Raw genomic sequence first — 22441 nt, 5'->3', positions numbered from 1 at the left:
CCGTGACCGTGCCGCCCGCGCTGGCTAGCATTCTCAGGTATGGGCGTCGGCTTGGTGTCGCCGCTGCTCGAGCGCGACGCCGAGCAGGCCCTGTTGGGTGCCGCCCTCGCCGATGCGCTCGCCGGCAGCGGACGCGTCGCGCTGATCCAGGGCTCGCCGGGGATCGGTAAGACGCGGCTGCTGGACGCGGTGTGCGCGCGGGCCGGCACGGACGCGCTGGTGCTGCGGGCGCGCGGCGGCGAGCAGGAGCGCCAGTTCCCGCTCGGGGTGGTCCGGGAGCTGTTCGAGCGTCCGGTGTCGCGGGCGGGGGCGCGCGAGCGGCTGTTCGCCGGCGCCGCCGGGCTGGCCGCCGCCGTGTTCGGCATCGGGCGCGGCGAGGTGTCCGCGTCCACGTTCTCGGTCACGCACGGGCTCTACTGGCTGGCCGCCAATCTCGCCGAGGCCCGCCCGCTGGTGCTGGCCGTCGACGACGCGCAGTGGGCCGACGAGGCCTCCCAGGACTGGCTGGCCTACCTGATCCCCCGGATCGAGGGGGAACGCATCCTGCTCGCCCTCACTGTGCGCCCGCGCGAGCTGGACCCGGCCAGCCGGCTGGCCGCCGCGCTGGGCTCGTTGCACGACCTGGTGGTCCTCGAGCCCCGTGAGCTGACCGCGCAGGGCACCGCCACCGTCGTCGAGGAGCTCGCCGGCGACGCCGAGCAGGCCTTCTCCGCCTCGGTGCACCGCGCCACCGCGGGCAACCCGCTGCTGGTGCGCACCCTGGTGCGCAGCCTGCTCGCGGCCGGGGTCGAGCCCACCGAACGCAACGCCGACCGCGTCGAGGCCGCCGGCGGTGACCGGATCGGCCGGATCGTGCTGCCCCGGCTGCACCGGCTCGGCCCCGACGCGGTGGCGCTGGCCAGGGCGGCGGCGATCCTGGGCGAGACCTGCCAGCTGCGCGACGCCGGTGAGCTGGCCGGGCTGGACCCGGGGCCGGCGGCGGCCGCCACGGATGCGCTGGTCGCCACCGAGGTGTTGCGCCCGGACGGCTCGCCCGGTTTCACCCATCCGCTGATGCGGGCCACCGTGATCAACGAGCTGGCGCCCGGTGCCCGCTCCGAGCTGCACCGGCGCGCGGCCGTGCTGCTGGCCGGCCGGCACGCGGGCCCGGAGGCCGTCGCCCAGCACGTGGTGGCGGTGCGCTCGCGGGCCGAGCCGTGGATGGTCGAGGTGCTGCGCGCCGGGGCCGGGGTCGCGCTGGCCCGAGGGGCGCCCCGGGCGGCCATCGGCTACCTGGAGCGGGCGATGGCCGAGAACCCGCCGGACGGCCAGCGGGTGGACATCCTGCTCGACCTGGGAGCGGCCGGGCTGCGTTCCCGCCACCCGGACACGACCCGGTGGCTGGACGTCGCGGCGCGGACCGCGTCGAGCCCGGTACAGCGCGCGCAGGCCGTGTTCGCGCTGGTCGAGTCCGCCGGATACCGGGGCGAGGACCTTCCGGACACGGCATGGGAGGCCCTCTGGGCTCGCCAGGGCGACCAGCCGCCAGCGCTGGAGGCGCTGCGCACGATCGCCGAGTACGGGTTCTGGGGCAACCGTCCCGCGCCGCCCGCACAGCGGCCCCGGCGCGAGATGCCGACCGGCAGGACCTGGCCCGAGTGCACCTGGCTGGCGATCGCGGCGTTCCAGGCGCTCATGGACCGCGCGCCCGCCACCCGGGTCATCGAGCTTGCCGAGGGCGCGCTGCGCGGCGGCGTGCTGCTCGCCGAGAACCCGGAGGCGTTCGCGCACCCGTTCGCGGCCTGGTGCCTGCAGCGCGCCGGGCGCATGGAGTCCGCGTTCGAGGCCGTCGACGAGGCGCTCGGGCAGGCAGTGCGCGGCGGCTCGATGGCGTCGTTCGAGATCCACTCGACCCTGCGCGCCATCGTCCAGCTCCAGCGGGGCCGGCTCAGCGAGGCGGAAGCCGACACCGAGGCGTCGGTGAGCGCCGACGACGAGTACGGCTGGGTGCTGGGCCGCTCCCGCAAGACCGCCGTCCTTATCGGCGTGCTGGCCGAGCGGTACGGCCCGATGCGCGCCGCGGAGGCCCTCGCCGCGCGCGGCCACGGCCCCGACGCGCCGGACGCGAACGTGCTCGACCTGCCGGAGGTGGAGGCCCGAGGCTGGCTGAACCTGGCGCTGGGCCGCCCCGAGGCGGCGCTGGCCGACCTGCTGGCTTGCGGGCGCCGGCTGGAGGAGCTGCACAGCCGCAGCAGCGCGCTGTTCGGCTGGCGGGCCGGCGCCGCCCGGTGCCTTGCCGTGCTCGGCCGCCGCGACGAGGCCGAGGAGCTGGCCGCCGAGCAGGTCCGCGACGCCCGCGCGTTCGGCGCCGCTCCCTGGCTCGGGCAGTCGCTGCGGGCCCACGGCGCGGTCCTCGGCGGGGACGACGGCATCGACCTGCTGCGCGAGGCGGTCGCGGTGCTCGAACCGTCCGAGGGCCGCCTCGAACACACCCACGCGCTGCACGAGCTCGGCATGCTGCTGCGGCACAACCGCCACCCCCGCGACGCCCGGGAGCCGCTGCGCCAGGCGCTCGGCCTCGCCGGGGAGTGCGGCACGCCGTTCCTGGCCGACGCCGTCGCCGACGAGCTGCGCGCCACCGGGGCGCGCCCGCGCCGCCGCGCCGTCACCGGCGTCGAGGCCCTCACCGCCTCCGAGCACCGCATCGCGCAGCTGGCCGCCGACGGCATGACCAACACCGAGATCGCCCAGTGCATGTTCGTCACCCGCAAGGCCGTCGAGAAGCACCTCGGCAACGCCTACCGCAAGCTCTCCATCGCCTCCCGGACCGAGCTGGCGGCGGCCCTGGCGGCTACCGCCCGGCGGTGAGGTCGAGCAGGTCGAGCACCCGGCCGGGGCCGTCGTGCAGCACGTTGTGCGGGGTCGGCCAGTCGTGGACCACGAAGCTCGGGTCGGCGCGTACCCGCTCGATGGTGTCCGCCAGCGGCGAGCGGCCCGGCCAGGTCGCGGCGGCGTAGTGCTTGACCGGCACCTTCCGCCAGGCGCCGGTGAGCCGGATGCGCTGGAACAGGCTGGCGGTCGGGTGCGGCACCGCGCGCGGGTCGAAGAACGGCATCGGCTCGAGCCCGTACCCGGTCCGTCCGGAGCCCTCGATGTACCAGCGACGCAGCTCGTCGTCGATCATGGCGTAGCAGGAGTCGCCGTCCTCGGGCACGAACGCGTCCAGGTAGACCAGCGCGCGCACCCGCTCGGGCACCCGGTCGGCCACCCCGGTGATCACGCTGCCGCCGTAGCTGTGGCCGACCAGCACGACGTCGTCGCCGACCTCGGCGGTGACCTCCTCGATGTGGGTGTCCAGGTTGACCTGCCCGGCCGGCCGTTGACCGTCGAGCCCGGCCAGGGTGAGCGCGCGCGCCGTGTGGCCCAGGGACCGGAGCGCGTCGACCACCGGTTGGTACCACCATCCGCCGTGGCAGGCGCCGGGAACGAGTACGAAGTTCGTCATGACGCCCAGGCTAGGAGGCCTTGAGGACGGATCCTGTCCTCAAGGCCTCCCGGATCAGACCGCCTTGAGCCAGCCGGAGTCGACCACGAAGTCGGAGCCGGTGGTGCTGGCCGATCGCGGCGAGGCCAGCAGCACGACCACGTCGGCGATCTCCCGGGGGTCGGCCAGCCGCCCGGTGACCAGGTTCATCATCTCCGGGGCGACGGTGTCCATCACCGCATCCCGGTCGGCGCCGACCTTCGCGGCCAGCACGTCGGCGGCGCCGCCCTCGTCGGTCCACCACGCGGTGCGCACCGGGCCGGGCGAGACGGTGTTCACCCGGATGCCCTGGGGGCCGAACTCCTCGGACAGCGACTTGCCGAAGCTGTTCATCGCCGCCTTCGCCGCGCCGTAGTCCACATTGATCGCCGTGCCCTGCCGGGCGTGCACCGACGAGACGTTGACGATCGACCCGCCGCCGCGTTCGAGCATGACCGGGACGGCCGCGCGCACCGCCCGCACCGCCGAGAACAGGTTGAACTCGAACATCTCCCGCCACGCCGTGTCGTCCGCATCCAGGAACGAGAACCGGGGCAGCGTCTCCCCCGGCGGCGGCCCGCCGGCGTTGTTGACCAGGATGTCCAGCCCGCCGAAGGCCCGCACCGCCGCCGCGACGACCTCGCCGGGCGCGTCCGGGTCCATCAGGTCGACCGGGACGTGCAGCAGGTTGTTCCCGGCCAGGCGCTCGAGCTCCGGGCTCTGCTTGCGCGACGCCGCGACCACCCGGGCGCCCTCGGCGAGCAGGGCGGCGGTGACGGCCAGCCCGATCCCTTTCGACGCACCGGTCACGACCGCTACTCGTCCATCAAGTTGCAAATCCATGCCCCCCGAACACCGCCGCGCCCGCCGAGGTTGCACCTCACCCGGTGACCGGCTGCCACAGCACCCGCCGGTCGGGCGTGTAGAGCTTGAGGTCGCCGTCGTCCGACACCGACAGCCAGGCGCCCGGGGCGCCCGAGGAGTGGGTCTCGAACAGCGTCCTGTCGGCGGCCGTGGAGACCACCAGGTTCCCGTCCTTCCGCATCACCGTGCGCACACCGTTTCCGCCGGTCTTCGTGCTCCAGACCGGCGTGCGCGGCGCGCGGTAGAACACCAGGTTCCCGTCCGCCTGCTGGGTCAGGAAGTACCTGCCGCCGGGCGAGCGGACCGACTGGTTCGCCCACAACGTGGCACCGGAGGCCAGCTTGCCGGGCGCCTGCGCGGCGTGCGCCACCGAGGGCGCGGCAACGAGCGGGGCCAGCACGACGGCAATGCCGATCAACAACCTGGAGAACACCAACGACCTCGATTCGGGTGGGCGGACCTCACCCGGATCAACCGAACGGGCGATCCGTCGGTTACTGCTCGCGTATTAGACAACCGCAAACGCCCAGCTCAGAACCCGTGAGTGGTTAGCGTTGCTATGGCAACGCTAACCACTCACGGCCTCTGACCAGGTGGTTCAGTCCTCGGGGCGGCGGCGGAGGCGTTTGAGTTCGCCTCGGCGGGACTTCTCGTCGAGGCGGCGGCGGTGCACGCGCTTGGACGGGCGGGTGGGGCGGCGGGTGGGCGGGTCCGGGCGGGCGGCGGCGGTGAGCAGGGCGGCGAGGCGGTCGCGGGCGGCGTCGCGGTTACGCAGTTGGGAGCGGTGTTCGGCGGCGACCACGGTGAGCACGCCGTCGACCAGGCGGGTGGCCAGCCGGCGCAGGATGCGTTCCCTCGGCGTGTCGGGGATGGACGGCGAGCGGGCCAGGTCCACGGACAGCTCGACCCGCGAGTCGGTGGTGTTCACGCCCTGGCCGCCGGGGCCGGACGAGCGGGAGAAGCGCCAGCGCAGCTCCCGGTCGGGAATGACGAACGGTTCGGGGCCGGGCACGGCGACACCGCCCTGCCCGGCCCCGGCATCCGGTCCGGTGCTGATTACTCCTCGCCCTTGCCTTCGCGCAGGCCCGCGGAGATCAGGTCCATCACCGAGCCGTCGGCCAGCGTGGTGACGTCGCCGATCTCGCGGTTCTCGGCCACGTCGCGCAGCAGCCGGCGCATGATCTTCCCGGAGCGGGTCTTGGGCAGCTCCTCGACGACCATGATCTGGCGTGGCTTGGCGATCGGCCCGATCTCGGTCGAGACGTGGTCACGCAGCGCCTTGATCGCGCCGGCGCCGGTGGCCTCGTCCTTCGCCACGTTCCCGCGCAGGATCACGAACGCCACGATGCCCTGCCCGGTGGTGGCGTCCGACGCCCCGACCACCGCCGCCTCGGCCACCGTGGGGTGCGAGACCAGCGCGGACTCGACCTCGGTGGTGGAGATGCGGTGCCCGGACACGTTCATCACGTCGTCCACCCGGCCGAGCAGCCAGATCGCGCCGTCCTCGTCGTACTTCGCGCCGTCCCCGGCGAAGTAGAAGCCCTGCTCGGCGAACCGCGCCCAGTAGGTCTCCCGGTAGCGCTCGTCGTCGCCCCAGATGGTGCGCAGCATCGACGGCCACGGCTGGTCCAGGACGAGGTAGCCGCCCTGCCCGTTGCCCACCGGCACACCCTCATCGTTGACGATCTTCGCCGAGATGCCCGGCAGCGGGCGCATCGCCGACCCGGGCTTGGTCTCGGTCACCCCGGGCAGCGGCGAGATCATGATCGCCCCGGTCTCGGTCTGCCACCAGGTGTCCACGATCGGGCAGCGGTTGCCGCCGACGTGCTCGCGGTACCACATCCACGCCTCGGGGTTGATCGGCTCGCCCACGCTGCCCAGCACCCGCAGGCTGGACAGGTCGAACTTGGCCGGGATGTCCACGCCCCACTTCATGAACGTGCGGATCAGCGTCGGCGCCGTGTAGTAGATCGACACCTTGTACTTCTGCACGATCTCCCAGTGCCGGCCCTCGTGCGGGGTGTTCGGCGTGCCCTCGTACATCACCGAGGTGGCCCGGTTCGCCAGCGGCCCGTACACGATGTACGAGTGGCCGGTGACCCAGCCGATGTCGGCGGTGCACCAGTAGACGTCGCGGTCGGGCTTGAGGTCGAACACGTCCCGGTGGGTGTACGCGGCCTGGGTCAGGTACCCGCCCGAGGTGTGCACCACGCCCTTCGGCTTCCCGGTGGTGCCGGAGGTGTAGAGGATGTAGAGCGGGTGCTCGGCGTCGAACGCCTCCGGGGTGTGCTGATCGGACTGGGCGTCCACCAGCTCGTGCCACCACAGGTCGCGGCCCTCGGTCCAGGGCACCTCGGTCTCGGTGCGCCGCACCACGATCACGTGCTCGACCGTGGGGGTGTCGGTCAGCGCCTGGTCGACGTTCTCCTTCATCGGCGCCGGCTTGCCCCGCCGGAACTGCCCGTCGGAGGTGATCACGACCTTGGCCTCGGCGTCCTGCACCCGCGAGCGCAGCGCCGCCGGGGAGAACCCGCCGAACACCACGCTGTGCGCGATGCCCAGCCGGGCGCAGGCCAGCATCGAGATGGCGGCCTCCGGGATCATCGGCAGCTGGATGGCCACCCGGTCGCCGGCCTTGAGCCCCAGCTGGGTCAGCGCGTTCGCCGCCTTGGACACCTCACGCTTGAGGTCGGCGTAGGTGATCGTGCGGCCGTCGCCCGGCTCGCCCTCCCAGTGGAAGGCCACCTGGTCGCCGTGGCCGGCCTCCACGTGCCGGTCCACGCAGTTGTAGGCCACGTTCAGCTTGCCGCCAACGAACCAGCGGGCGAACGGCGCGTTGTCCCAGTCCAGCACCCGGTCCCAGCGCTTGTCCCAATGCAGCTTGTCCGCCTGCTCGGCCCAGAACGCCTCCCGGTCGGCGTCCGCTCGGGCATACAACGCCTCGGTCGCGTTCGCCTGCGCGGCAAACTCCGGGCTGGGGGCGAAGCTGCGGTTCTCGGTAGAAAGGTTGCTCAGTGTCACGTTGGAGTCGGTCAACTCCGACCTCCCGAATATGATCTTCGTCGGACGGGCCGCCGGGCTGATTCCGGTGGTCCTAACTTGTGGTTCCCATGCCCGGGGCGCGACGAATCGCTGGCGGTGCGCGCCAGGCATGGACCCTGTAAGCAAGGTAATCGCCGACCGTAGCGGTTGCAGCCGATGCCGTCGAAACCGAGTCCGGGCTGGCAGGATGGCCCGCCGTGAGTTCTCCCAATACCGGCGACCCGTTGGCGCCGCTGGTCGAGCTGCCCGGGGTGGCCGATGCGGTGGCGCGGGTTCGGGACACGGTGGCCACCGTGCACGCGCACCCGACGAACCGGCACGGCTGGGCGAGCACCGCGGCCGAGGCCAGCGTCCGCGCGGCCAGGGCGTCGGCGGCGCTGGACGGCGCGGGGACGGCCGCGGTGACGGCGCTGCCCGAGGACGGCGTGGTGTCCGATCCGATCCTGGCCGGCGCGCTGCGGGTGGCCGAGGACCTTGGCCGGCTGCTGCCGGTGTGGCGGCGGGCGCCGCTGCAGGCGCTGGCCCGGCTGCACGTGCTCGCGGCGGCCGACCTGGTGCCCGAACCGGACCGCGAGTCCGTGCTCGGCCGTCCCCGCTCCGGCGCGGGGGTGGCCGAGCGGCTGGAGCTGCTGGCGCGGATCGTGACGACCGGCGGATCGCCGGCGCCCGTGCTCGTCGCCGTGGTGCACGGGGAGCTGCTCGCGGTGGCCCCGTTCGACGCCGGGAACGGCGTGGTCGCGCGCGCCGCCGCCCGCCTCACCGCGCTGAGCACCGGGCTGGACCCCAAGGGGCTGGCCGTGCCGGAGGTGGGGCACCTGCGGCGTTCGTCGGAGTACCGGGAGGCGGCGGCCGGGTTCGCCGGTGGCTCACCGGACGGGCTGGCCCGCTGGTTGCTGCACTGCTGCGACGCGTGGGAGCTGGGCGCCCGGGAGGCGCTGTCGATCGCCAAGGCGGCGTCCTAGTTCTCACCGGCCCTGGACATGAGTCGGGCGGCGCCCCGAAACGGAGCGCCGCCCGACATCGCATGAACGACCGGGGTCCAGGCGTGCACTACGTGTCGTGCCCATGGCCTCGGCGTCCGGCGTCCCAGTACGCAGGCCCACGACGACATGCCTCCCGCGGCGTGCTGTGCGTGGAGTGCCCGGCGTTCATGCCCGGAGCCCTGGATGGGGTGGACGCCACTTCTCTTCCGCGACGCCCCTGGCCTTCCAGAAGTCCGTGACTCATTCCTACTGGGTGGTCGCGGTCACAGCAAGGGGCCGCCGGAAGTGCACCGTTTCAGACACACAACGTGCTCGATTCAGCTCGGCCAACCGAGGAGTAGTCATACCTTCAGGGCCTTGCACCCCGGCCTCGAAACCCCCCGCTGTACTGCGGAAACGCGGCGTACGTGCAAACGCTCGTGCATCCGTCCGTTACGTCTCGCGACGCTACTCTCGCCGTCCGAAATGTTCACCAGATCGGGCAGCGACCGGATTGTTAATTCTGGGTTACGGCACGGGGCTGACGCCCGCGCCACCACGCCCCGAGCACCGCGACCGCGACCAGGCCGGCGGCGAGCGCGGCCGCGAAGGCCACCGGGTTGGCCCTGGCCGGCAGCAGCGAACGGACCCGGTCGCGCATCCGGTCGCGCAGCGGGATCGGCGCGACGAACTCGTGCACCGGCCAGCCCCGGTCCCGCGCGATCCGGCGCAGCGCCCGGTCCGGGTTGACCGCGTGCGGGTGCCCGACCGCCTCCAGCAGCGGCAGGTCGGTGATCGAGTCGGAGTAGGCGTAGCAGCTCTCGAGCCGGTAGCCGTGCTCGGCGGCCAGCGCCCTGGCGGCGGTCGCCTTGCCCTCGCCGTAGCAGTAGAAGTCGATCTCCCCGGTGTACCTGCCGTCGACCACCGTCATCCGGGTGGCGGCGGCGTGCTCGGCGCCCAGCGCGGCGGCGATCGGCTGGACCATCTCCTCGCCGGACGCGGAGACGACCACCACATGGTGGCCCCGGCGGTGGTGGTCGTCGATCAGCGCGGCGGCCTCGGCGTAGATCATCGGGTGCAGGATCTCGCCGAGCGCCTGGTCGATCACCTCGCGCACCTCGGCCACGTCCCAGCCCGCGCACAGCGCGCTGACCCGCTCGCGCATCCGCTCCATGAAGTCCGCGTCCGCGCCGGCCACCATGAGCAGCAGTTGCGCGTATCCGCTGCGCAGCAGGGCGCGCCGGCCGATCAGCCCCCGGTCGCGCAGCGGGCCGCTGAACGCGAGCGTGCTGGAGCCCGCGATGATCGTCTTGTCCAGGTCGAAGAAGGCGGCGATCGGGGCGGGGCCGGGCACGCCAGCGAGCATAGAGCGGCGGCGAGCGGACTCACCGTCAGTGCCGACCGTCAGCGTCACTGACAGGCCTCTGATCAGGTACGGAGGCCGAAGATAAGAATCTGGGCGTACTCGCCGAGATGGCGCTACAGTACGTATCGTCCGGCGATAGCCGGATAGGTTCAGCTCGACCCCCCGGAGCTGAGCCGTCCGACGGCCCCCGCCTTCCCCCCTGGCGGGGGCCGTCCCATCTCACGGCGGCGCACAGCATGCCGTGTCCGGTCCCGCCAACGCCACCTCGATTCGCGAGCTAGAGCTCGAACTCCTCCAGCCCGACCTGGCCGCTGCGCGGGCCGAACAGCGCGATCGCGGCCGCCACCACCAGCCAGCACGCACCGATGTAGACGAACACCCACGCGTACCCGGCACCGCTGAAGATCGCCGCCACCGCCAGCGGGCCCAGGATGTTGGCCAGCCGGCCCACCCCGTAGGCGAACCCGCTGCCGGTGTTGCGCACCGCCGTCGGGTACAGCTCGGGGGTGTAGGCGTAGAGCAGCGCGGCGAAGGTCTGGATGAGGAACGACACCGCGAACCCGAACGCCACGATGGCCACCGCGTTGAACGACAGCCCGTAGGCGATGCCGCAGGCCGCGACCAGCACCGCCACCACCGCGGCCGGCGCCTTGCGGCGGAACCGGTCCGAGACCGGCCACGCGGCCAGCGCGCCGGGCACCGCGCCGATGGTGGTCAGCGCGGAGAACGTCAGGCTGGTGGCCACGCTGAAGCCGTGCTCGGCCAGCAGCGTCGGCACCCAGGACACGAACCCGTAGAAGCCCAGCGTCTGGAAGATCCAGGCCACCAGCAGCATCCCGGTGCGCCTGCGCAGCGGCGGGGTGAACATCCGGCGCACCGCGATCCGGGCCGGCGCGCTCGCGTCGGCGACGACCTGGACCGGCGGCAGCGTGCCGTGCTCTCGCTCGGCGTCGCGTTCGATGTCGGTGACCACCGCGTCGGCCCGTTCGGCCTGGCCGGCGCCGAGCAGCCACCGGGGCGACTCGGGCAGCCGGACGATCAGCGCGACCGCGAACACCCCGAGCGCGCCGAACAGGAACACCCAGCGCCAGCCGTTCGGCCCGGTCGGGACCACCGCGCGGGCCACGAACGCCATCACCGGGATGCCGACCAGCCCGGTGGCGAGCACCGCGCCCTGCATCCGGCCCCGGTGTGCCCTGGGCATCGTCTCGGACAGGTAGGTGATCGCCACCACCGTCATCGCGGACAGCCCCGCGCCGGTGAGCAGCCGCGCCGCCAGCAGCGTGGTTGTCTCCCAGGCACCAGCGTTGAGCAGCGAGAACAGCGAGTACCAGAGCACCGAGACGATCAGCGCGCGGCGCCTTCCCAGCCGGTCGGCCAGCCAGCCCGCGCCGGTCGCGCCGAGGAACATGCCCAGGAAGCTGGCCGAGGTGACGTACCCGATGTCGGCCACGCTCAGGTGCTGGTACTCGCGCAGCCCCGGCGCCGCGTAGGCGAACGTGTTCAGGTCCGCCAGCTCGAAGAAGAAGCCGAACGCCAGCGCGTAGAGCACCCTGCGGTGGAACCGGCCGACCGGCAGCCTGTCCAGTCGCGCGCCCAGTTCCGCGGCTGTGCTCACTACGCCCTCCCGTGGACGTCGACGTCTCGGGGTACGACGAATGACGGTATACAGGATGGGCGATCACGCGCCAGAGAGGATTTCCACATGGAGCTCGACATCGCCGGCCGCACCGGGCTGGTCACCGGAGCCAGCAGCGGGATCGGCAGGGCGGTCGCGCTCGCGCTGGGCCGCGAGGGGGTGCGGCTGGTGATCACGGCCCGGCGCGCGGACCGGCTGGCCGAGCTCGCTACCGATATCCAGGAGGCCGGCGGGCCGGCGCCGACGGTGCTGGCGCAGGACTTCCTGGCCGCCGACGCCGCCGACCGGATCGCGTCCGGTGCCCTGGACGCGCTCGGCGCTGTCCAGATCCTGGTCAACAACGCCGGCGGCAGCCGCCCGTTCACCCGGCACACCGGCGAGGCGGAGTGGGACGAGGCGCTGACGCTCAACTTCACCCGGCACCGCCAGCTCACCGGTCGGCTGCTCGAACCGATGGTCGCCGGCGGCTGGGGGCGGATCGTCAACATCACCGGCAAGTCCGAGCCGGAGGGGATCAACGGGGCGTTCTCCGCGAAGGCCGCGCTGCACGCCTGGGCCAAGGGACTGTCCCGCGAGGTCGGCACGCACGGCATCACCGTCAACTCGATCCCGCCCGGACGGATCATGAGCGAGCAGATCGAGCGGAACTACACCCCGGAGTACCGGGCGTGGCAGTCCGAGCACGAGATCCCGGTCGGCGAGTACGGGCGGGGCGAGGACATCGCCAACCTGGTGTGCTTCCTGGCCTCGCCGCTGGCCCGCTACATCACCGGCACGGTGATCCCGGTGGACGGCGGGCTGCGGCGCTATCAGTTCTGATCTTCGTCCCCGGTGTACATCGCCGGCGGCGGGCGGCGGAACCCCCTGGTCAGCCACGTGAGGTAACCGAGCCCGACGACCAGCCAGCTCAGCCCGATCACGAACGTCAGCCCGCTGAGCTGCATCCACAGGTAGAGGGTGACCAGCACGCCGACCGCCGGGACCACGCCGTACCTGAAGATCTCCCGCCGACCGTTGTCGATCATGTAGTGCTTGATCACGCACAGGTTGACGAAGGAGAACGCGGCCAGCGCGCCGAAGGAGATCATCGACGACACCGTGGCCAGGTCGATGACCAGCGCCGTCAGCCCGAACACGCCGACCACCAGGTTCGCCGTCACCGGGGTCCGGAACCGAGGGTGCAGCCAGCCGAACACCCGCCTGGGCAGGCTGCCGTCCCGGCCCATCGCGAACAGCACCCGCGCCACGCTGGCCTGGCTGGCCATCGCGCAGGCGAACCCGGCGGAGACGAAGGTGGCGGTGAAGAAGGTGTTGAGCAGGTCGCCGCCGAGGGAGCGCATGACGTCGGCGGCGGCCACGTCCTGGTGGTCGGCGAAGGAGGCGAAGTCCGGGAAGATCAGGTGGCCGAGGTAGGACTGGACGATGTAGACGATCCCGCCGGCCAGGGCGCACAGCACTATCGCTTTGGGTATCCGCCGCGCGGGGTCGTTCGTCTCCTCGGCGAGGGTGGACACCGCGTCGAAGCCCAGGAACGACAGCGCCAGGATCGCCGCTCCCGCTACGACGAGGTGGGTGCTCATGCCGGGTTGGTAGAAGGGCGCTAGGGGCGAGGGCACCCTGGTGCCGGTGGCGATGGCGTGCAGGGCCAGGGCCGCGAAGACCGCGACGAAGATGAACTGTGCGGCGACCAGGATTGCGTTCATGCTGGTCAGGAGCTTGATTCCGAGGATGTTGAGGGAAGTTACGAGGATTACCGCGAGGATGATCCAGACGGGGCGGGGGACGGAGGGGAAGTACTCGCCGAGGTAGAGGCCGGTGACCAGGTAGTTGATCATCGGCAGGAAGATGTAGTCGAGTAGGAGTGCCCAGCCGACCATGAAGCCGACGGGGCGGCCGAAGGCTCGTGAGCTGTAGGAATAGGCGGAGCCGGCGATCGGTTGGGCGATCACCATGCGGCCGTAGCTGTAGGCGGTGAAGAGCATCGCGATGGTGGTGATGACGTAGGCCGTGGGGAGGTGGCCTTCGGTGGTGGTGGTGACTACGCCGTAGGTCGTCCATGCGGTCAGGGGGACCATGTAGGCGAGGCCGAAGAACAGCAGTGAGGGCAGGCCCAGGACGCGCTTGAACTTCGTTTCGGCGCCCGAGGTGGTGCGGTCGCTGGCGGTCGTCATTGGCGCGCCTTCTTGTTCGACGGTCGGGCTCGTTCCCCGCGCCGAAATTCTGCGGTACAGAGGGCGGCTTCGCCAGCGGGGTTGTGGTCAAGTTTTGGGTCTTGGTGTGCGTTCGTGCGAGGTGCGTTCGTGGCGGGCGCGGTTGCGGCGTCCGGGCCCGCGGGAGGCGATCTCGTCCGTGCGCGTTTGACAATCGTTGTCAGTGGGGCCGCGCCAGTGATCTCGCTGCCGTCGCCTGCGCGCGCCCACATAGCCCGTGTGCACGCACGGGCTCTCGCGTCAACCCGTGGCCGCGCTCAGCCCGTGCCAGCCCGCGCTCGCGCCAGTCCGCGCCTGTGCCAGTCCGCGCCTGTACGCGCCAGCCTGCGTCCGCGCGCGCGTCGCCCGCCCGCGCCCGCGCGCACGCAAGGGGGGACCCCCATTTCCAATCATGCCGTGCGACACCGACAGTTCCGCGCCGCGGAACCACGCACGCCGTCACCTGTCCACAACCCGGCAGTTATCCACAAGCTTGATCAACTCTGCCGCCGCGATCACCCTCCCTCGCCGAAGGTGGAGGGGTCCCGGCGCGCCACCTCCGCGCCGCCCCATCCGAACCTGGAGGCACCCGTGGAGCAACCACGAGCTCTGGTCCTGGTCGCCGACGGAGAGTTGCTCGACGACGTCCTGCGGCTCGCGGCGGCCGCCGGTTGCGAGTTGGAGCGGGTGCCGGACGCCTCGGCGGCCCGGCTGCGATGGGCGTCGGCACCGCTGGTGCTGCTCGACGAGCCGGCGGCGCAGAACTGCGCGCGGGCCGGGCTGGCGCGTCGGCCGAGGGTCGTCGTGGTCAGTCGCGGGCAGACCGCGGACGGGCTGTGGCAGCACGCGGTCGCCATCGGCGCCGAGCAGGTGGTCGAGTTGCCGGACGGCGAGGCCTGGCTGGTATCGGCGCTGGCCGACGCCGCCGAAGGCGTCAGCAACCGGGGCCGGGTTCTCGCCGTGGTGGGCGGGAGGGGTGGCGCCGGAGCTTCGGTGCTGGCGGCGGCCGTGGCGGTCACCGGGGTGGCCGACGGTGAGCGGGCCATGCTGGTCGACTGCGACCCGCTCGGCGGCGGGCTCGACCTGCTCCTCGGCGCCGAGGAGGTGCGAGGGCTGCGCTGGCCGGACCTGGCGTTGTCCGAGGGACGGGTGCCGGCTGCCTCGCTGCGGTCCGCGCTGCCGATCCCGGCGGTGGGCGGAGGAGGCGCGGGCGAGCTCACCCTGCTGTCGTGCGATCGGTCCGGCTCGGGCCCCAGGCCTGGAGCGGTGGCGTCGGTTCTGGACGCCGGCCGGCGCGCCGGCGAGACGGTCGTCTGCGACCTGCCCCGGTACCCGACCGAGGCGGCGCTCGCCGCGCTCGACAACGCCGATCTGAGCGTCCTGGTGGTCCCCGCCGAGGTGCGCTCGACGGCCGCCGCGGCCCGGGTTGCCTCGGTGCTCAGCCAGCGGGGCGCGCCGGTGAGGTTGGTGGTGCGAGGGCCGGCACCGGGTGGCCTGTCGCCCCGGGACGTGGCCGGCGCGCTCGGCTTGCCGCTGCTGCACGCGATGCGCCCGCAACCGGGGCTGGCCCGCGCGTTGGATCGAGGCACGCCCCCCGGCGCCGGCCGAGGCCCGCTCGCCGTGGCCGCCAGGGCGGTGCTCGATGAGCTGCACAGCCAGACGCGAGCGGAGGGGTCGGGGTGACGGCGCCGACGCTCGTCGACCGGGTACGGGAGCGGCTGGCCAGCGCCGGGGGCGAGGTCACGCCGTCGGTGGTCGCGGCGGCCGTGCGGGCCGAGGCGGGCGGTGTCGTCTCGGACGTCGATGTGTTGTCGGCGTTGCGGCTGCTCCAGCAGGAGTTCACCGGAGCAGGCCCGCTCGAGCCGTTGCTGCGGGACTCCCGCACCACCGACGTACTGGTCACCGCCCCGGACGCGGTCTGGGTCGATCGAGGAGACGGCCTGGAACGCACCGAGGTGCGGTTCCCCGACGAAGCCTCGGTGCGCAGGCTCGCCCAACGGTTGGCGCTCGCCGCCGGGCGGCGCCTGGACGACGCGAGCCCGTACGTGGACGCCCGGCTTCCCGGCAGCGGCGTGCGGATGCATGCCGTGCTCGCCCCGATCGCCGCCGACGGCACCTGCCTGTCGCTGCGCACGCTGCGCCCGGCCGTGCACGACCTGGCCACGTTGCATCGGCTCGGGACCGTGGACGGCGCCGGCTGGCAACTGCTCCGGACGATCGTGGACGCCCGGCTGGCGTTCCTGATCGCCGGTGGCACCGCGTCCGGGAAGACCACGCTGCTGTCGGCGCTGATCGGCTGCGTTCCCGGACACGAACGAGTGGTGTGCGTCGAGGACGCTGAGGAGCTCCGGCCGACCCACCCGCACGTGGTTCGCCTGGTGGCGCGGCCGCCCAACATCGAGGGCGCCGGCGAGGTGGTTCTCCGGGATCTGGTGCGCCAGGCGCTACGAATGCGCCCCGATCGCCTGATAGTCGGCGAGGTACGCGGGGCCGAGGTGTGTGATCTGCTCGCCGCGCTCAACACCGGCCACGAGGGCGGCGCCGGCACCGTGCACGCCAACTCCACCCGGGAGGTACCGGCCCGGCTGGAGGCGCTGGCCGCGCTCGGCGGGATGTCCAGGACGGCGTTGCACAGCCAGTTGGCGGCGGCCGTTCAGGTTGTCCTGCACGTCGTCCGAACCGCCGACGGCGCCCGCCGACTCGCCGCGGTCGCGGTGATCGACCGAGCCGACGGCGAGCTGGCCATCCGTCCGGTCTGGGAGTACCGCCGGGGCTGGGGTGACGGACGCCCCGCGCTGGAAGTGCTGCTGCGCGAGCGAGGGGTGCGCCCGCCATGGTGACCGCATCGTCCGCCGCACACTGGTCCTGGGTCGGCGCCGCGCTGGCACTCGCCGTGGCGGTCGGCTGCTGGCCGGCCCGACCCGAGCGGCACCGACTGGCCGCGGTGTTGCCGACCGACGAAGGTGGCGCCCGGTCGTGGGCCCGTGGGTTGCTCCATCGGTCGGCACGGGTGCGGACCAGCGCCCCGCTGCAACTGACCGCCACGGCGCTGCTCGGCCTCGCGCTCGCGGGCCCCGCCGGGGCGCTCGCCGGCTCGATGCTCGGCGGCCTGTGGCTGCACCGCCGACGGGTCGCCGCACGCCGGCGGCGCACCGAGGCCGAGCTGACTGCGCTGGTGGACGCCCTCGGGGTGATGACGACCGAGCTCCGCGCCGGCGCTCACCCGGCGAACGCCGCCGCGGACGCGGCCACCTCCGGAACCGCCGCCGTACACCGGGTGCTCGCGTCCGTCGCAACAGGAGCGAGGCTGGGCGCCGACGTGCCCGCGCTGCTCGGGCGGTACGCCACCGCGGAACCCGACCTCCCGGGCGAGCTCGAACGACTGGCAGGCGCCTGGGCGCTCGCCGAACGGCACGGCGTCGCGCTCGCCGAGCTCCTCGACGCGGTACGGGCCGACCTCGACGCGCGCATCCGGTTGACCGGCCAGGTGACGGCCCAGCTCGCCGGCCCCAAAGCCAGCGCCGCCGTGCTGGCCGGGCTGCCGCTGCTGGGCATCGCGCTCGGCCAAGGAATCGGTGCGAACCCGTGGCACGTGCTCACCGCGACCCCGGTCGGCCAGCTACTCCTGGTCGTCGGGACCGCGCTGGTTTGCGCCGGAGTCACCTGGAGCGGACGAATCATGTCGAAGGCGGTGCCGGAATGACGTCGTTGCTCTTGCTCGCGGCCGCGCTGGTGATCGCCCCGTCCAGTTCGCCCGGGCGCTCCCGACTGCTCCTGCTCTACCCGCCGGACACACCGCCCGGCCCCACACCGCAGACCCGCCGGCCGCTCCTCGCCGCCGGCTGTGGGCTGGCGATCGCGCTGCTGACCGCCAGCACGCTCGGCGGAATCACCGGCGCGGTGCTCGCGCTACCGCTCGGGCTCGGGGCCGCCGTGCTGTCGCGCCGGCTGCTCGCCCGATCCACCGCCCCGGCCGTGTCCCCGCTGCGGCTCGCCGGCGGCTGGGACCTGCTGGCCGCGTGCCTGCGGGCCGGGTTGCCGGTGGCACCGGCCGTGCGCGCCGCCGCCGCACGGGTCGCTGGCCCCACCGCCGACGAGCTGCGCACGATCGCCGACCGGCTCGCGCTCGGAGCAGACCCCAAAGAGGCCTGGCAAGTGGCCGACTCCTCGCCCGTGCACAAGCTCGCGCGGGCGGCCCGGCGCTCGGCGCGCAGTGGCGCGAGCCTGGCCGCCGTGGCCGAAGCGGCCGCCGCGGAGATCCGCGCGAGCGCGCTGGACCTGGTGACCGCCCGAGGTCAACGAGCCGGGGTCCTCATCACCGGCCCACTCGGCCTGTGCTTCCTGCCGGCGTTCCTCTCCCTCGGCGTGGTGCCCGTGGTGATCGGCCTCGCCACCGGCCTGTCGACGCAATGGTGATCGCCGGCCCAACGCTTCCGTGTCGGAGACGCCGACGCGGTCGGACACATCAAGGAGGAAATCATGAACAGGCTCAGTCGGTGGCTCACCACCCGGCTGCGGGCCGGCCTGGCCGGTGACGCCGGAATGTCCACGGCCGAGTACGCCATAGGCACGATCGCCGCCGCCGCGTTCGCCGCCGTTCTCTACGCCGTCGTTCGCGGCGACTCGGTGGTCGGCGCGCTCACCTCGATCGTGCAGCGCGCCCTCTCGGTCACCTTCTGAGGCCATGGCGCGCGCGGAGTGGGCCGTCGGCGACGACCGGGGCACCGTCACCGTCGAGGCGGCGCTGGCGCTGTGCTCGCTGGTGATGGTCCTCGCGCTGGTCATCGGGGCCATCGCGGCGGCCGGGGCGCAGTTGCGCTGCCTGGACGCCGCCCGAGAGACGGCCCGTCTCGTGGCGCGCGGTGAGCCGGATCGGGCGCGCTCGGCCGGCGCATCGATCGCTCCGGCCGGCGCGTCGATCACGATCGGCATCGTCGGCGATCTGGTGACCGTCGAGGTGTCGAGCGGGATCGCCGGTCCGCTGCCCGCGCTGACCGTGTCCGCGAGCGCGGTCGGCGTTCTCGAACCCGGCACCCTGGCCGGCGATCCCGGCGAGCACGCCACGACCGGCGGCCAGAACCCGGAAACGCCGGGCGGGCGACCATGATCACGACCCGCACGAAAGGCAGCTCCCGCACTGAACGGGACCGAGGCCTGGCCACCGTATGGGCCGCCGGCGCGGTCGCGGCCCTGCTCGCGCTGGCCGCGTTCGGCATCAACCTGGGGGCAGCCGTGTCCGGCCGGCACCGCGCCGAAGCGGCCGCCGACCTCGCCGCGCTGGCGGCCGCCGGCCACGCGGCGGACGGTGAACCCGCCGCCTGCGCCCAGGGCTCCCGAGTGACGGACGCGATGGCCGCGCCGCTGGTCAGCTGCCATCTCTCCGGATGGGAGGCGTTCGTGGAGACCGAGGTACGAGCTCCGATCTCGATGCTGCCAGGCCCCACCGCGCACGGGCGAGCCCGCGCCGGACCGGTATCAGAGTGACAAATGTGACCAGAGTGATATGTCCGGCGGCGAATGGTTCCCCCGAATCTGCGAACGGGCGTTAGCCAGAAAGGAGGCATGATGCCGACGGTTACCCGGGCGTTCGCCCGCTCACTGGACCAGAATGTGGCGCTCATCGTCGACACGACACCGATCGGCGACGACGGCTAGCGAGATCGGGCTCCCAACCCCCTTACTTATCCTAATCCGGTGCGCTGTAAACCTAGATGAGCGAGCGATGCGCCGGGTGGTCGACGAAGGACGAGGACGCTGCAATGTCGTGGTGGAGCAGCTACAGGGCGGTATTCCGCACCGAGCTGAAGGTCAGCGCGATCGAGTTGGCGGATCACGGATGGCCAGTACTTCCAGGGACATACCGGCAGGCCGGCCGCTGGACCGGCGGCCCTGACGCCGATCAGTCCGGCCCGGTCCCGGCGCTCGCCGACGGCGCGGCCGGAGCCACGCTGGACCTGGACGCGATCGAGTCCTGGTGGTCGGCGCGGCCGTACTCCGTGCTGCTGGCGACCGGCGTCACCGTGGACGTGATCGAGGTGTCCGCCCTGGTCGGGCGTCGTGTCTGCGGCCAGCTCCGGGAGGCCGAGCAGGTGATCCCGGTTGCGGCCACCCCGACCGGGCGCTGGTGGTTCGCGGTCCGCGCCGGCGAGGCGCTGCGGCCGGAGCTCGCATCGCGGCCGGACGTGGTCCTGCACAGCCGGGGCTCCTGGGTGGCGGCGCCGCCGTCGGAGGGGCCGCAGGGCGTCGTGCACTGGCGGGTGCCGCCGGCCGCCTGTGGCTGGCGGCTGCCCGACCCGTACCACCTCCAGGTCGCACTCCTCGACGTGCTCGGCCAACGTCCCGGTCTCGCCTCGGCGGGCTCCGTCCCTGGCTCGGTCGGCACCGGCGTTCGCTGCTGACCCCCCGCCGGAGCCGACGGCGGTTCGGGTTACGGCGGTTCGGGTTACAGCGCCGCGAGCACGATGTCGAGCACGATCACGGCACCGGCCTTGTCCAGCGGGGTGTTGCCGTTGCCGCACTTCGGTGACTGGACGCACGAGGGGCAGCCGGCCGGGCACTCGCAACCGGCGATCGCATCCCGGGTGGCGGTGAGCCAGGGCACCACGTCGTGATAGCCGCGCTCGGCGAAACCGGCGCCGCCGGGATGGCCGTCGTGCACGAACACGGTCGGCATGCCCGTGTCCGGATGCAGCGCGGTCGACATGCCGCCGATGTCCCAGCGGTCGCACACCGCGAACAGCGGCAGCAGCCCAATGGCGGCGTGCTCGGCGGCGTGCAGCGCGCCGGGCACTCGCGCGGGCTCCAGGCCGGCATCCGCGAGCAGCGACTCCTCGATCGTGTACCACACCGCGCGGGTGTGCAGGGTCTGCGCGGGAAGGTCCAGCGGAACCGTCTCGATCACCTCGCCGCTCGGACGGCGGCGCAGGTAGGACACGACCTGGGAGGTGACCGTGACATCCCCCAACCGGACGGTGACGCCGCCCGCCGGCGGGGCCTCCACGGGCGGGGCGTCCACCACCGCGACGTCGACCACCGAGCGGGCCGACGTCGTCCAGTCCGGCTCCTCGGCGTGCACCAGGGCCAGGCCGTCGGTCAGGTTCAGCTCGTCGACCACGAAGCTCACGCCCCGGTGCAGGTACACCGCGCCGGGGTGCAGGGTGGCCGGGGCGGTGCCGCCGTCCACGGTGCCGAGCATCCGCCCGGTGTCCGCCTCGACCACGACGACCTGGCCGGCCCCGGAGCCGCGGATGTCCACCTCGGCGGCGGGGCGCTCGGACGGCCGGGGCCAGAACCATCCGGCCGGTCGCCGGCGCAGCACCCCGTCGGCGACCAGCGAGTCGAGCACGGCACGGGCGCGCTCGCCGCCGAACAGCGCGGACTCCGAGGCCACCTCCGCCTCGGTCACCGGGGACTCGGCGGCCGCGCAGGCGAGCTGCGGGGCCAGCACGTAGGGGTTCGTCGGGTCCAGCACGCAGCCCTCGACCGGCCGCCCGAGCAGCGCGTCCGGATGGTGCACCAGGTAGGTGTCCAGCGGGTCGTCCCTGGCCACCAGGACCACCAGCGCCTCCCGGCCCGCGCGCCCGGCCCGGCCGCCCTGCTGCCAGAACGACGCCCGGGTGCCGGGGAAGCCGGCGACGAGCACGGCGTCCAGCCCGATCACGTCGATGCCCAGCTCCAGCGCGTTGGTCGAGGCCACGCCGAGCAGCTCGCCGGAGTCCAGCGCGGCCTCCAGCGCGCGGCGTTCCTCCGGCAGGAACCCCGCCCGGTACGCCGAGACGCGCTCGGCCAGCGACGGGTCGATCTCGGCCAGCGCCCGCGCGGCACGTTGCGCGGTCAACTCCGCGCCCCGCCGCGACCGCACGAAGGCCAGCGTCCGCGCCCCCTCCACCACCAGGTCGGCGAGCATCCTGCCGGCCTCCGCGCCCGCCGACCGGCGCACCGGGGCGCCGTTCTCCCCGCGCAGCTCGTCCAGCAGCGGCGGCTCCCACAGCGCCACCGTGCGCGCGCCGCGCGGCGAGCCGTCCTCAGTGACCGCCGTCACATCCACCCCGGTCAGCCGGGACGCCGACTCCTCCGGCCGGGACACCGTCGCCGAGGCCAACACGAATGTCGGCGCCGACCCGTAACGCGCGCACAGCCGACGCAGCCGACGCAGCAGCAGCGCCACATGCGAGCCGAACACCCCCCGGTAGGCGTGACACTCGTCGAGCACCACATAACGCAGCCTCCGCAGGAAGTGCCCCCACCGCGCATGCCGAGGCAACAGCGTGCGGTGCAGCATGTCCGGGTTGCTGAACACCCACCGCGCGTGCGTCCGCGCCCAGTCGCGCTCGGCCAGCCCGGTGTCGCCGTCGAACGGCGCCGCCCGCACCCCGTCCAGCCCGAGCCCCGTCACGAACCGCAGCTGGTCGGCGCCGAGCGCCTTGGTCGGCGCGAGGTAGAGCGCGGTGGCCTTCGGGTCCTCCAGCAGCGCGGTCAGCACCGGCAGCTGATAGCCCAGCGACTTGCCCGACGCCGTGCCGGTGGCCAGCACGACGTGCCGACCGCCGTGCGCCAACTCAGCCGCCTCGGCCTGATGCGACCACGGCCGGCGCAGCCCCGCCCGCCCCAGCGCGGACACCGCTGACGGGTGCGCCCAGCCCGGCCAGTCCACCTCGCGCGCCTCCTGAGCAGGCAAAGCGGCCACATGCGTGAGCGGCGACTCCCCCGGCGCCACGCCCGCCAGCACCCTGTCCAACAGCGAGTCGCCACGGCGCGACGCCCTCGGCGGTACGGCGGGCCAGGAACCGGGGCAGGCGGACACCGCAACATTGTGGCCCGCACCCCCGACAACCCGCCGCCCCGTTGTTCGCGCACCCCCACCACGGAAGATCGACG

The 22441-nt window shown here is 73.3% G+C and carries 20 protein-coding genes; 11 read left to right on the top strand and 9 right to left on the bottom strand.

Annotation, left to right across the window (positions count from 1 at the left end):
• The first annotated feature begins 39 nt into the window (after nt 1–39).
• The gene (locus N912_RS0142180) at nt 40–2847 is read left to right on the top strand and encodes a helix-turn-helix transcriptional regulator (RefSeq protein ID WP_028927183.1); all 2808 of its coding nucleotides are present in this window, start codon (nt 40–42) and stop codon (nt 2845–2847) included.
• Here N912_RS0142180 and N912_RS0142175 read toward each other — a convergent pair.
• The 5 genes from N912_RS0142175 to acs all read right to left on the bottom strand — a co-directional run bounded on the left by N912_RS0142175 (nt 2831) and on the right by acs (nt 7387).
• Nucleotides 2831–3484 carry an alpha/beta hydrolase gene (locus N912_RS0142175; protein ID WP_028927182.1) on the bottom strand — a complete coding sequence of 218 codons (654 nt, stop codon included), beginning with the start codon at nt 3482–3484 and terminating at the stop codon, nt 2831–2833. The two genes, N912_RS0142180 and N912_RS0142175, sit on opposite strands and share 17 nt — an antisense overlap.
• A 54-nt stretch (nt 3485–3538) precedes the next feature.
• Complete coding sequence (locus N912_RS0142170; RefSeq protein ID WP_245645839.1) at nt 3539–4312, bottom strand: SDR family NAD(P)-dependent oxidoreductase; 774 nt, start codon at nt 4310–4312, stop codon at nt 3539–3541.
• A gap of 70 nt (nt 4313–4382) precedes the next feature.
• A complete protein-coding gene (locus tag N912_RS58080; protein ID WP_028927180.1) occupies nt 4383–4799 on the bottom strand; it encodes a hypothetical protein in 417 nt (138 codons plus the stop codon).
• A 165-nt stretch (nt 4800–4964) separates the two neighbouring features.
• Nucleotides 4965–5378: an alternative ribosome rescue aminoacyl-tRNA hydrolase ArfB gene (gene arfB, locus N912_RS0142160; RefSeq protein WP_028927179.1), complete on the bottom strand. Its 414-nt coding sequence runs from the start codon at nt 5376–5378 to the stop codon at nt 4965–4967.
• A gap of 44 nt (nt 5379–5422) precedes the next feature.
• Nucleotides 5423–7387 (bottom strand): acetate--CoA ligase, encoded by a 1965-nt coding sequence (gene acs / locus N912_RS0142155; RefSeq protein ID WP_425415381.1) that lies wholly within the window; start codon nt 7385–7387, stop codon nt 5423–5425.
• Nucleotides 7388–7605: 218 nt separating this feature from the next.
• On the opposite strand from acs, the gene N912_RS0142150 reads away from it, so the two are divergent.
• Nucleotides 7606–8370: a hypothetical protein gene (locus N912_RS0142150; protein ID WP_028927177.1), complete on the top strand. Its 765-nt coding sequence runs from the start codon at nt 7606–7608 to the stop codon at nt 8368–8370.
• Between the two features lie 517 nt (nt 8371–8887).
• Here N912_RS0142150 and N912_RS58075 read toward each other — a convergent pair.
• Nucleotides 8888–9736, bottom strand: coding sequence for an HAD family hydrolase (locus N912_RS58075; protein WP_037069421.1), 849 nt, complete (start codon nt 9734–9736; stop codon nt 8888–8890).
• A 277-nt stretch (nt 9737–10013) separates the two neighbouring features.
• Nucleotides 10014–11354: an MFS transporter gene (locus N912_RS58070; protein ID WP_037069418.1), complete on the bottom strand. Its 1341-nt coding sequence runs from the start codon at nt 11352–11354 to the stop codon at nt 10014–10016.
• Between the two features lie 87 nt (nt 11355–11441).
• On the opposite strand from N912_RS58070, the gene N912_RS0142135 reads away from it, so the two are divergent.
• Nucleotides 11442–12194, top strand: coding sequence for an SDR family NAD(P)-dependent oxidoreductase (locus tag N912_RS0142135; RefSeq protein WP_028927176.1), 753 nt, complete (start codon nt 11442–11444; stop codon nt 12192–12194).
• On the opposite strand, the gene N912_RS0142130 is transcribed toward N912_RS0142135, so the two are convergent.
• Nucleotides 12185–13546: an APC family permease gene (locus tag N912_RS0142130; protein WP_028927175.1), complete on the bottom strand. Its 1362-nt coding sequence runs from the start codon at nt 13544–13546 to the stop codon at nt 12185–12187. The two genes, N912_RS0142135 and N912_RS0142130, sit on opposite strands and share 10 nt — an antisense overlap.
• Nucleotides 13547–14155: 609 nt before the next feature.
• On the opposite strand from N912_RS0142130, the gene ssd reads away from it, so the two are divergent.
• The 8 genes from ssd to N912_RS58060 all read left to right on the top strand — a co-directional run bounded on the left by ssd (nt 14156) and on the right by N912_RS58060 (nt 19962).
• Entirely contained in the window at nt 14156–15247 is a 1092-nt protein-coding gene (ssd, locus tag N912_RS0142125) for a septum site-determining protein Ssd (RefSeq protein WP_084211797.1), read from the top strand.
• Nucleotides 15244–16404, top strand: a complete 1161-nt coding sequence (locus N912_RS0142120) for a TadA family conjugal transfer-associated ATPase (RefSeq protein ID WP_028927173.1) — start codon at nt 15244–15246, stop codon at nt 16402–16404. The genes ssd and N912_RS0142120 overlap by 4 nt, the downstream gene beginning before the upstream one ends.
• Nucleotides 16398–17267, top strand: coding sequence for a type II secretion system F family protein (locus tag N912_RS0142115; protein ID WP_051581552.1), 870 nt, complete (start codon nt 16398–16400; stop codon nt 17265–17267). Before N912_RS0142120 ends, N912_RS0142115 begins: the two co-directional genes overlap by 7 nt.
• Nucleotides 17264–17980: a type II secretion system F family protein gene (locus N912_RS58065; protein WP_037069415.1), complete on the top strand. Its 717-nt coding sequence runs from the start codon at nt 17264–17266 to the stop codon at nt 17978–17980. Before N912_RS0142115 ends, N912_RS58065 begins: the two co-directional genes overlap by 4 nt.
• 63 nt (nt 17981–18043) lie before the next feature.
• A complete protein-coding gene (locus N912_RS0142105; protein ID WP_084211769.1) occupies nt 18044–18244 on the top strand; it encodes a DUF4244 domain-containing protein in 201 nt (66 codons plus the stop codon).
• Between the two features lie 4 nt (nt 18245–18248).
• Nucleotides 18249–18671 (top strand): TadE family type IV pilus minor pilin, encoded by a 423-nt coding sequence (locus N912_RS0142100; protein WP_028927170.1) that lies wholly within the window; start codon nt 18249–18251, stop codon nt 18669–18671.
• Nucleotides 18668–19048: an Rv3654c family TadE-like protein gene (locus N912_RS0142095; protein ID WP_051581551.1), complete on the top strand. Its 381-nt coding sequence runs from the start codon at nt 18668–18670 to the stop codon at nt 19046–19048. Before N912_RS0142100 ends, N912_RS0142095 begins: the two co-directional genes overlap by 4 nt.
• A gap of 275 nt (nt 19049–19323) precedes the next feature.
• Nucleotides 19324–19962, top strand: a complete 639-nt coding sequence (locus N912_RS58060; RefSeq protein ID WP_051581550.1) for a bifunctional DNA primase/polymerase — start codon at nt 19324–19326, stop codon at nt 19960–19962.
• A 44-nt stretch (nt 19963–20006) separates the two neighbouring features.
• Here N912_RS58060 and N912_RS58055 read toward each other — a convergent pair whose 3' ends face one another.
• Nucleotides 20007–22367: a DEAD/DEAH box helicase gene (locus N912_RS58055; protein ID WP_051581549.1), complete on the bottom strand. Its 2361-nt coding sequence runs from the start codon at nt 22365–22367 to the stop codon at nt 20007–20009.
• Nucleotides 22368–22441 lie beyond the last annotated feature (74 nt).

This window comes from Actinospineispora acaciae DSM 45401 (assembly GCF_000620785.1).
Taxonomy (GTDB): domain Bacteria; phylum Actinomycetota; class Actinomycetes; order Mycobacteriales; family Pseudonocardiaceae; genus Pseudonocardia; species Pseudonocardia acaciae.
This window is presented reverse-complemented; position numbering and strand designations above follow the sequence as displayed.

Bases quoted from the DNA above. Each gene is read 5' to 3' on its own strand.
- N912_RS0142100 (WP_028927170.1), top strand. From the start codon at position 18,249: ATGGCGCGCGCGGAGTGGGCCGTCGGCGACGACCGGGGCACCGTCACC.
- N912_RS58075 (WP_037069421.1), bottom strand. From the start codon at position 9,736: ATGCTCGCTGGCGTGCCCGGCCCCGCCCCGATCGCCGCCTTCTTCGAC.
- N912_RS0142115 (WP_051581552.1), top strand. From the start codon at position 16,398: ATGGTGACCGCATCGTCCGCCGCACACTGGTCCTGGGTCGGCGCCGCG.
- N912_RS0142130 (WP_028927175.1), bottom strand. From the start codon at position 13,546: ATGACGACCGCCAGCGACCGCACCACCTCGGGCGCCGAAACGAAGTTC.
- N912_RS0142135 (WP_028927176.1), top strand. From the start codon at position 11,442: ATGGAGCTCGACATCGCCGGCCGCACCGGGCTGGTCACCGGAGCCAGC.
- N912_RS0142180 (WP_028927183.1), top strand. From the start codon at position 40: ATGGGCGTCGGCTTGGTGTCGCCGCTGCTCGAGCGCGACGCCGAGCAG.
- N912_RS0142105 (WP_084211769.1), top strand. From the start codon at position 18,044: ATGAACAGGCTCAGTCGGTGGCTCACCACCCGGCTGCGGGCCGGCCTG.
- N912_RS58065 (WP_037069415.1), top strand. From the start codon at position 17,264: ATGACGTCGTTGCTCTTGCTCGCGGCCGCGCTGGTGATCGCCCCGTCC.
- N912_RS0142175 (WP_028927182.1), bottom strand. From the start codon at position 3,484: ATGACGAACTTCGTACTCGTTCCCGGCGCCTGCCACGGCGGATGGTGG.
- N912_RS0142095 (WP_051581551.1), top strand. From the start codon at position 18,668: ATGATCACGACCCGCACGAAAGGCAGCTCCCGCACTGAACGGGACCGA.
- N912_RS58060 (WP_051581550.1), top strand. From the start codon at position 19,324: ATGTCGTGGTGGAGCAGCTACAGGGCGGTATTCCGCACCGAGCTGAAG.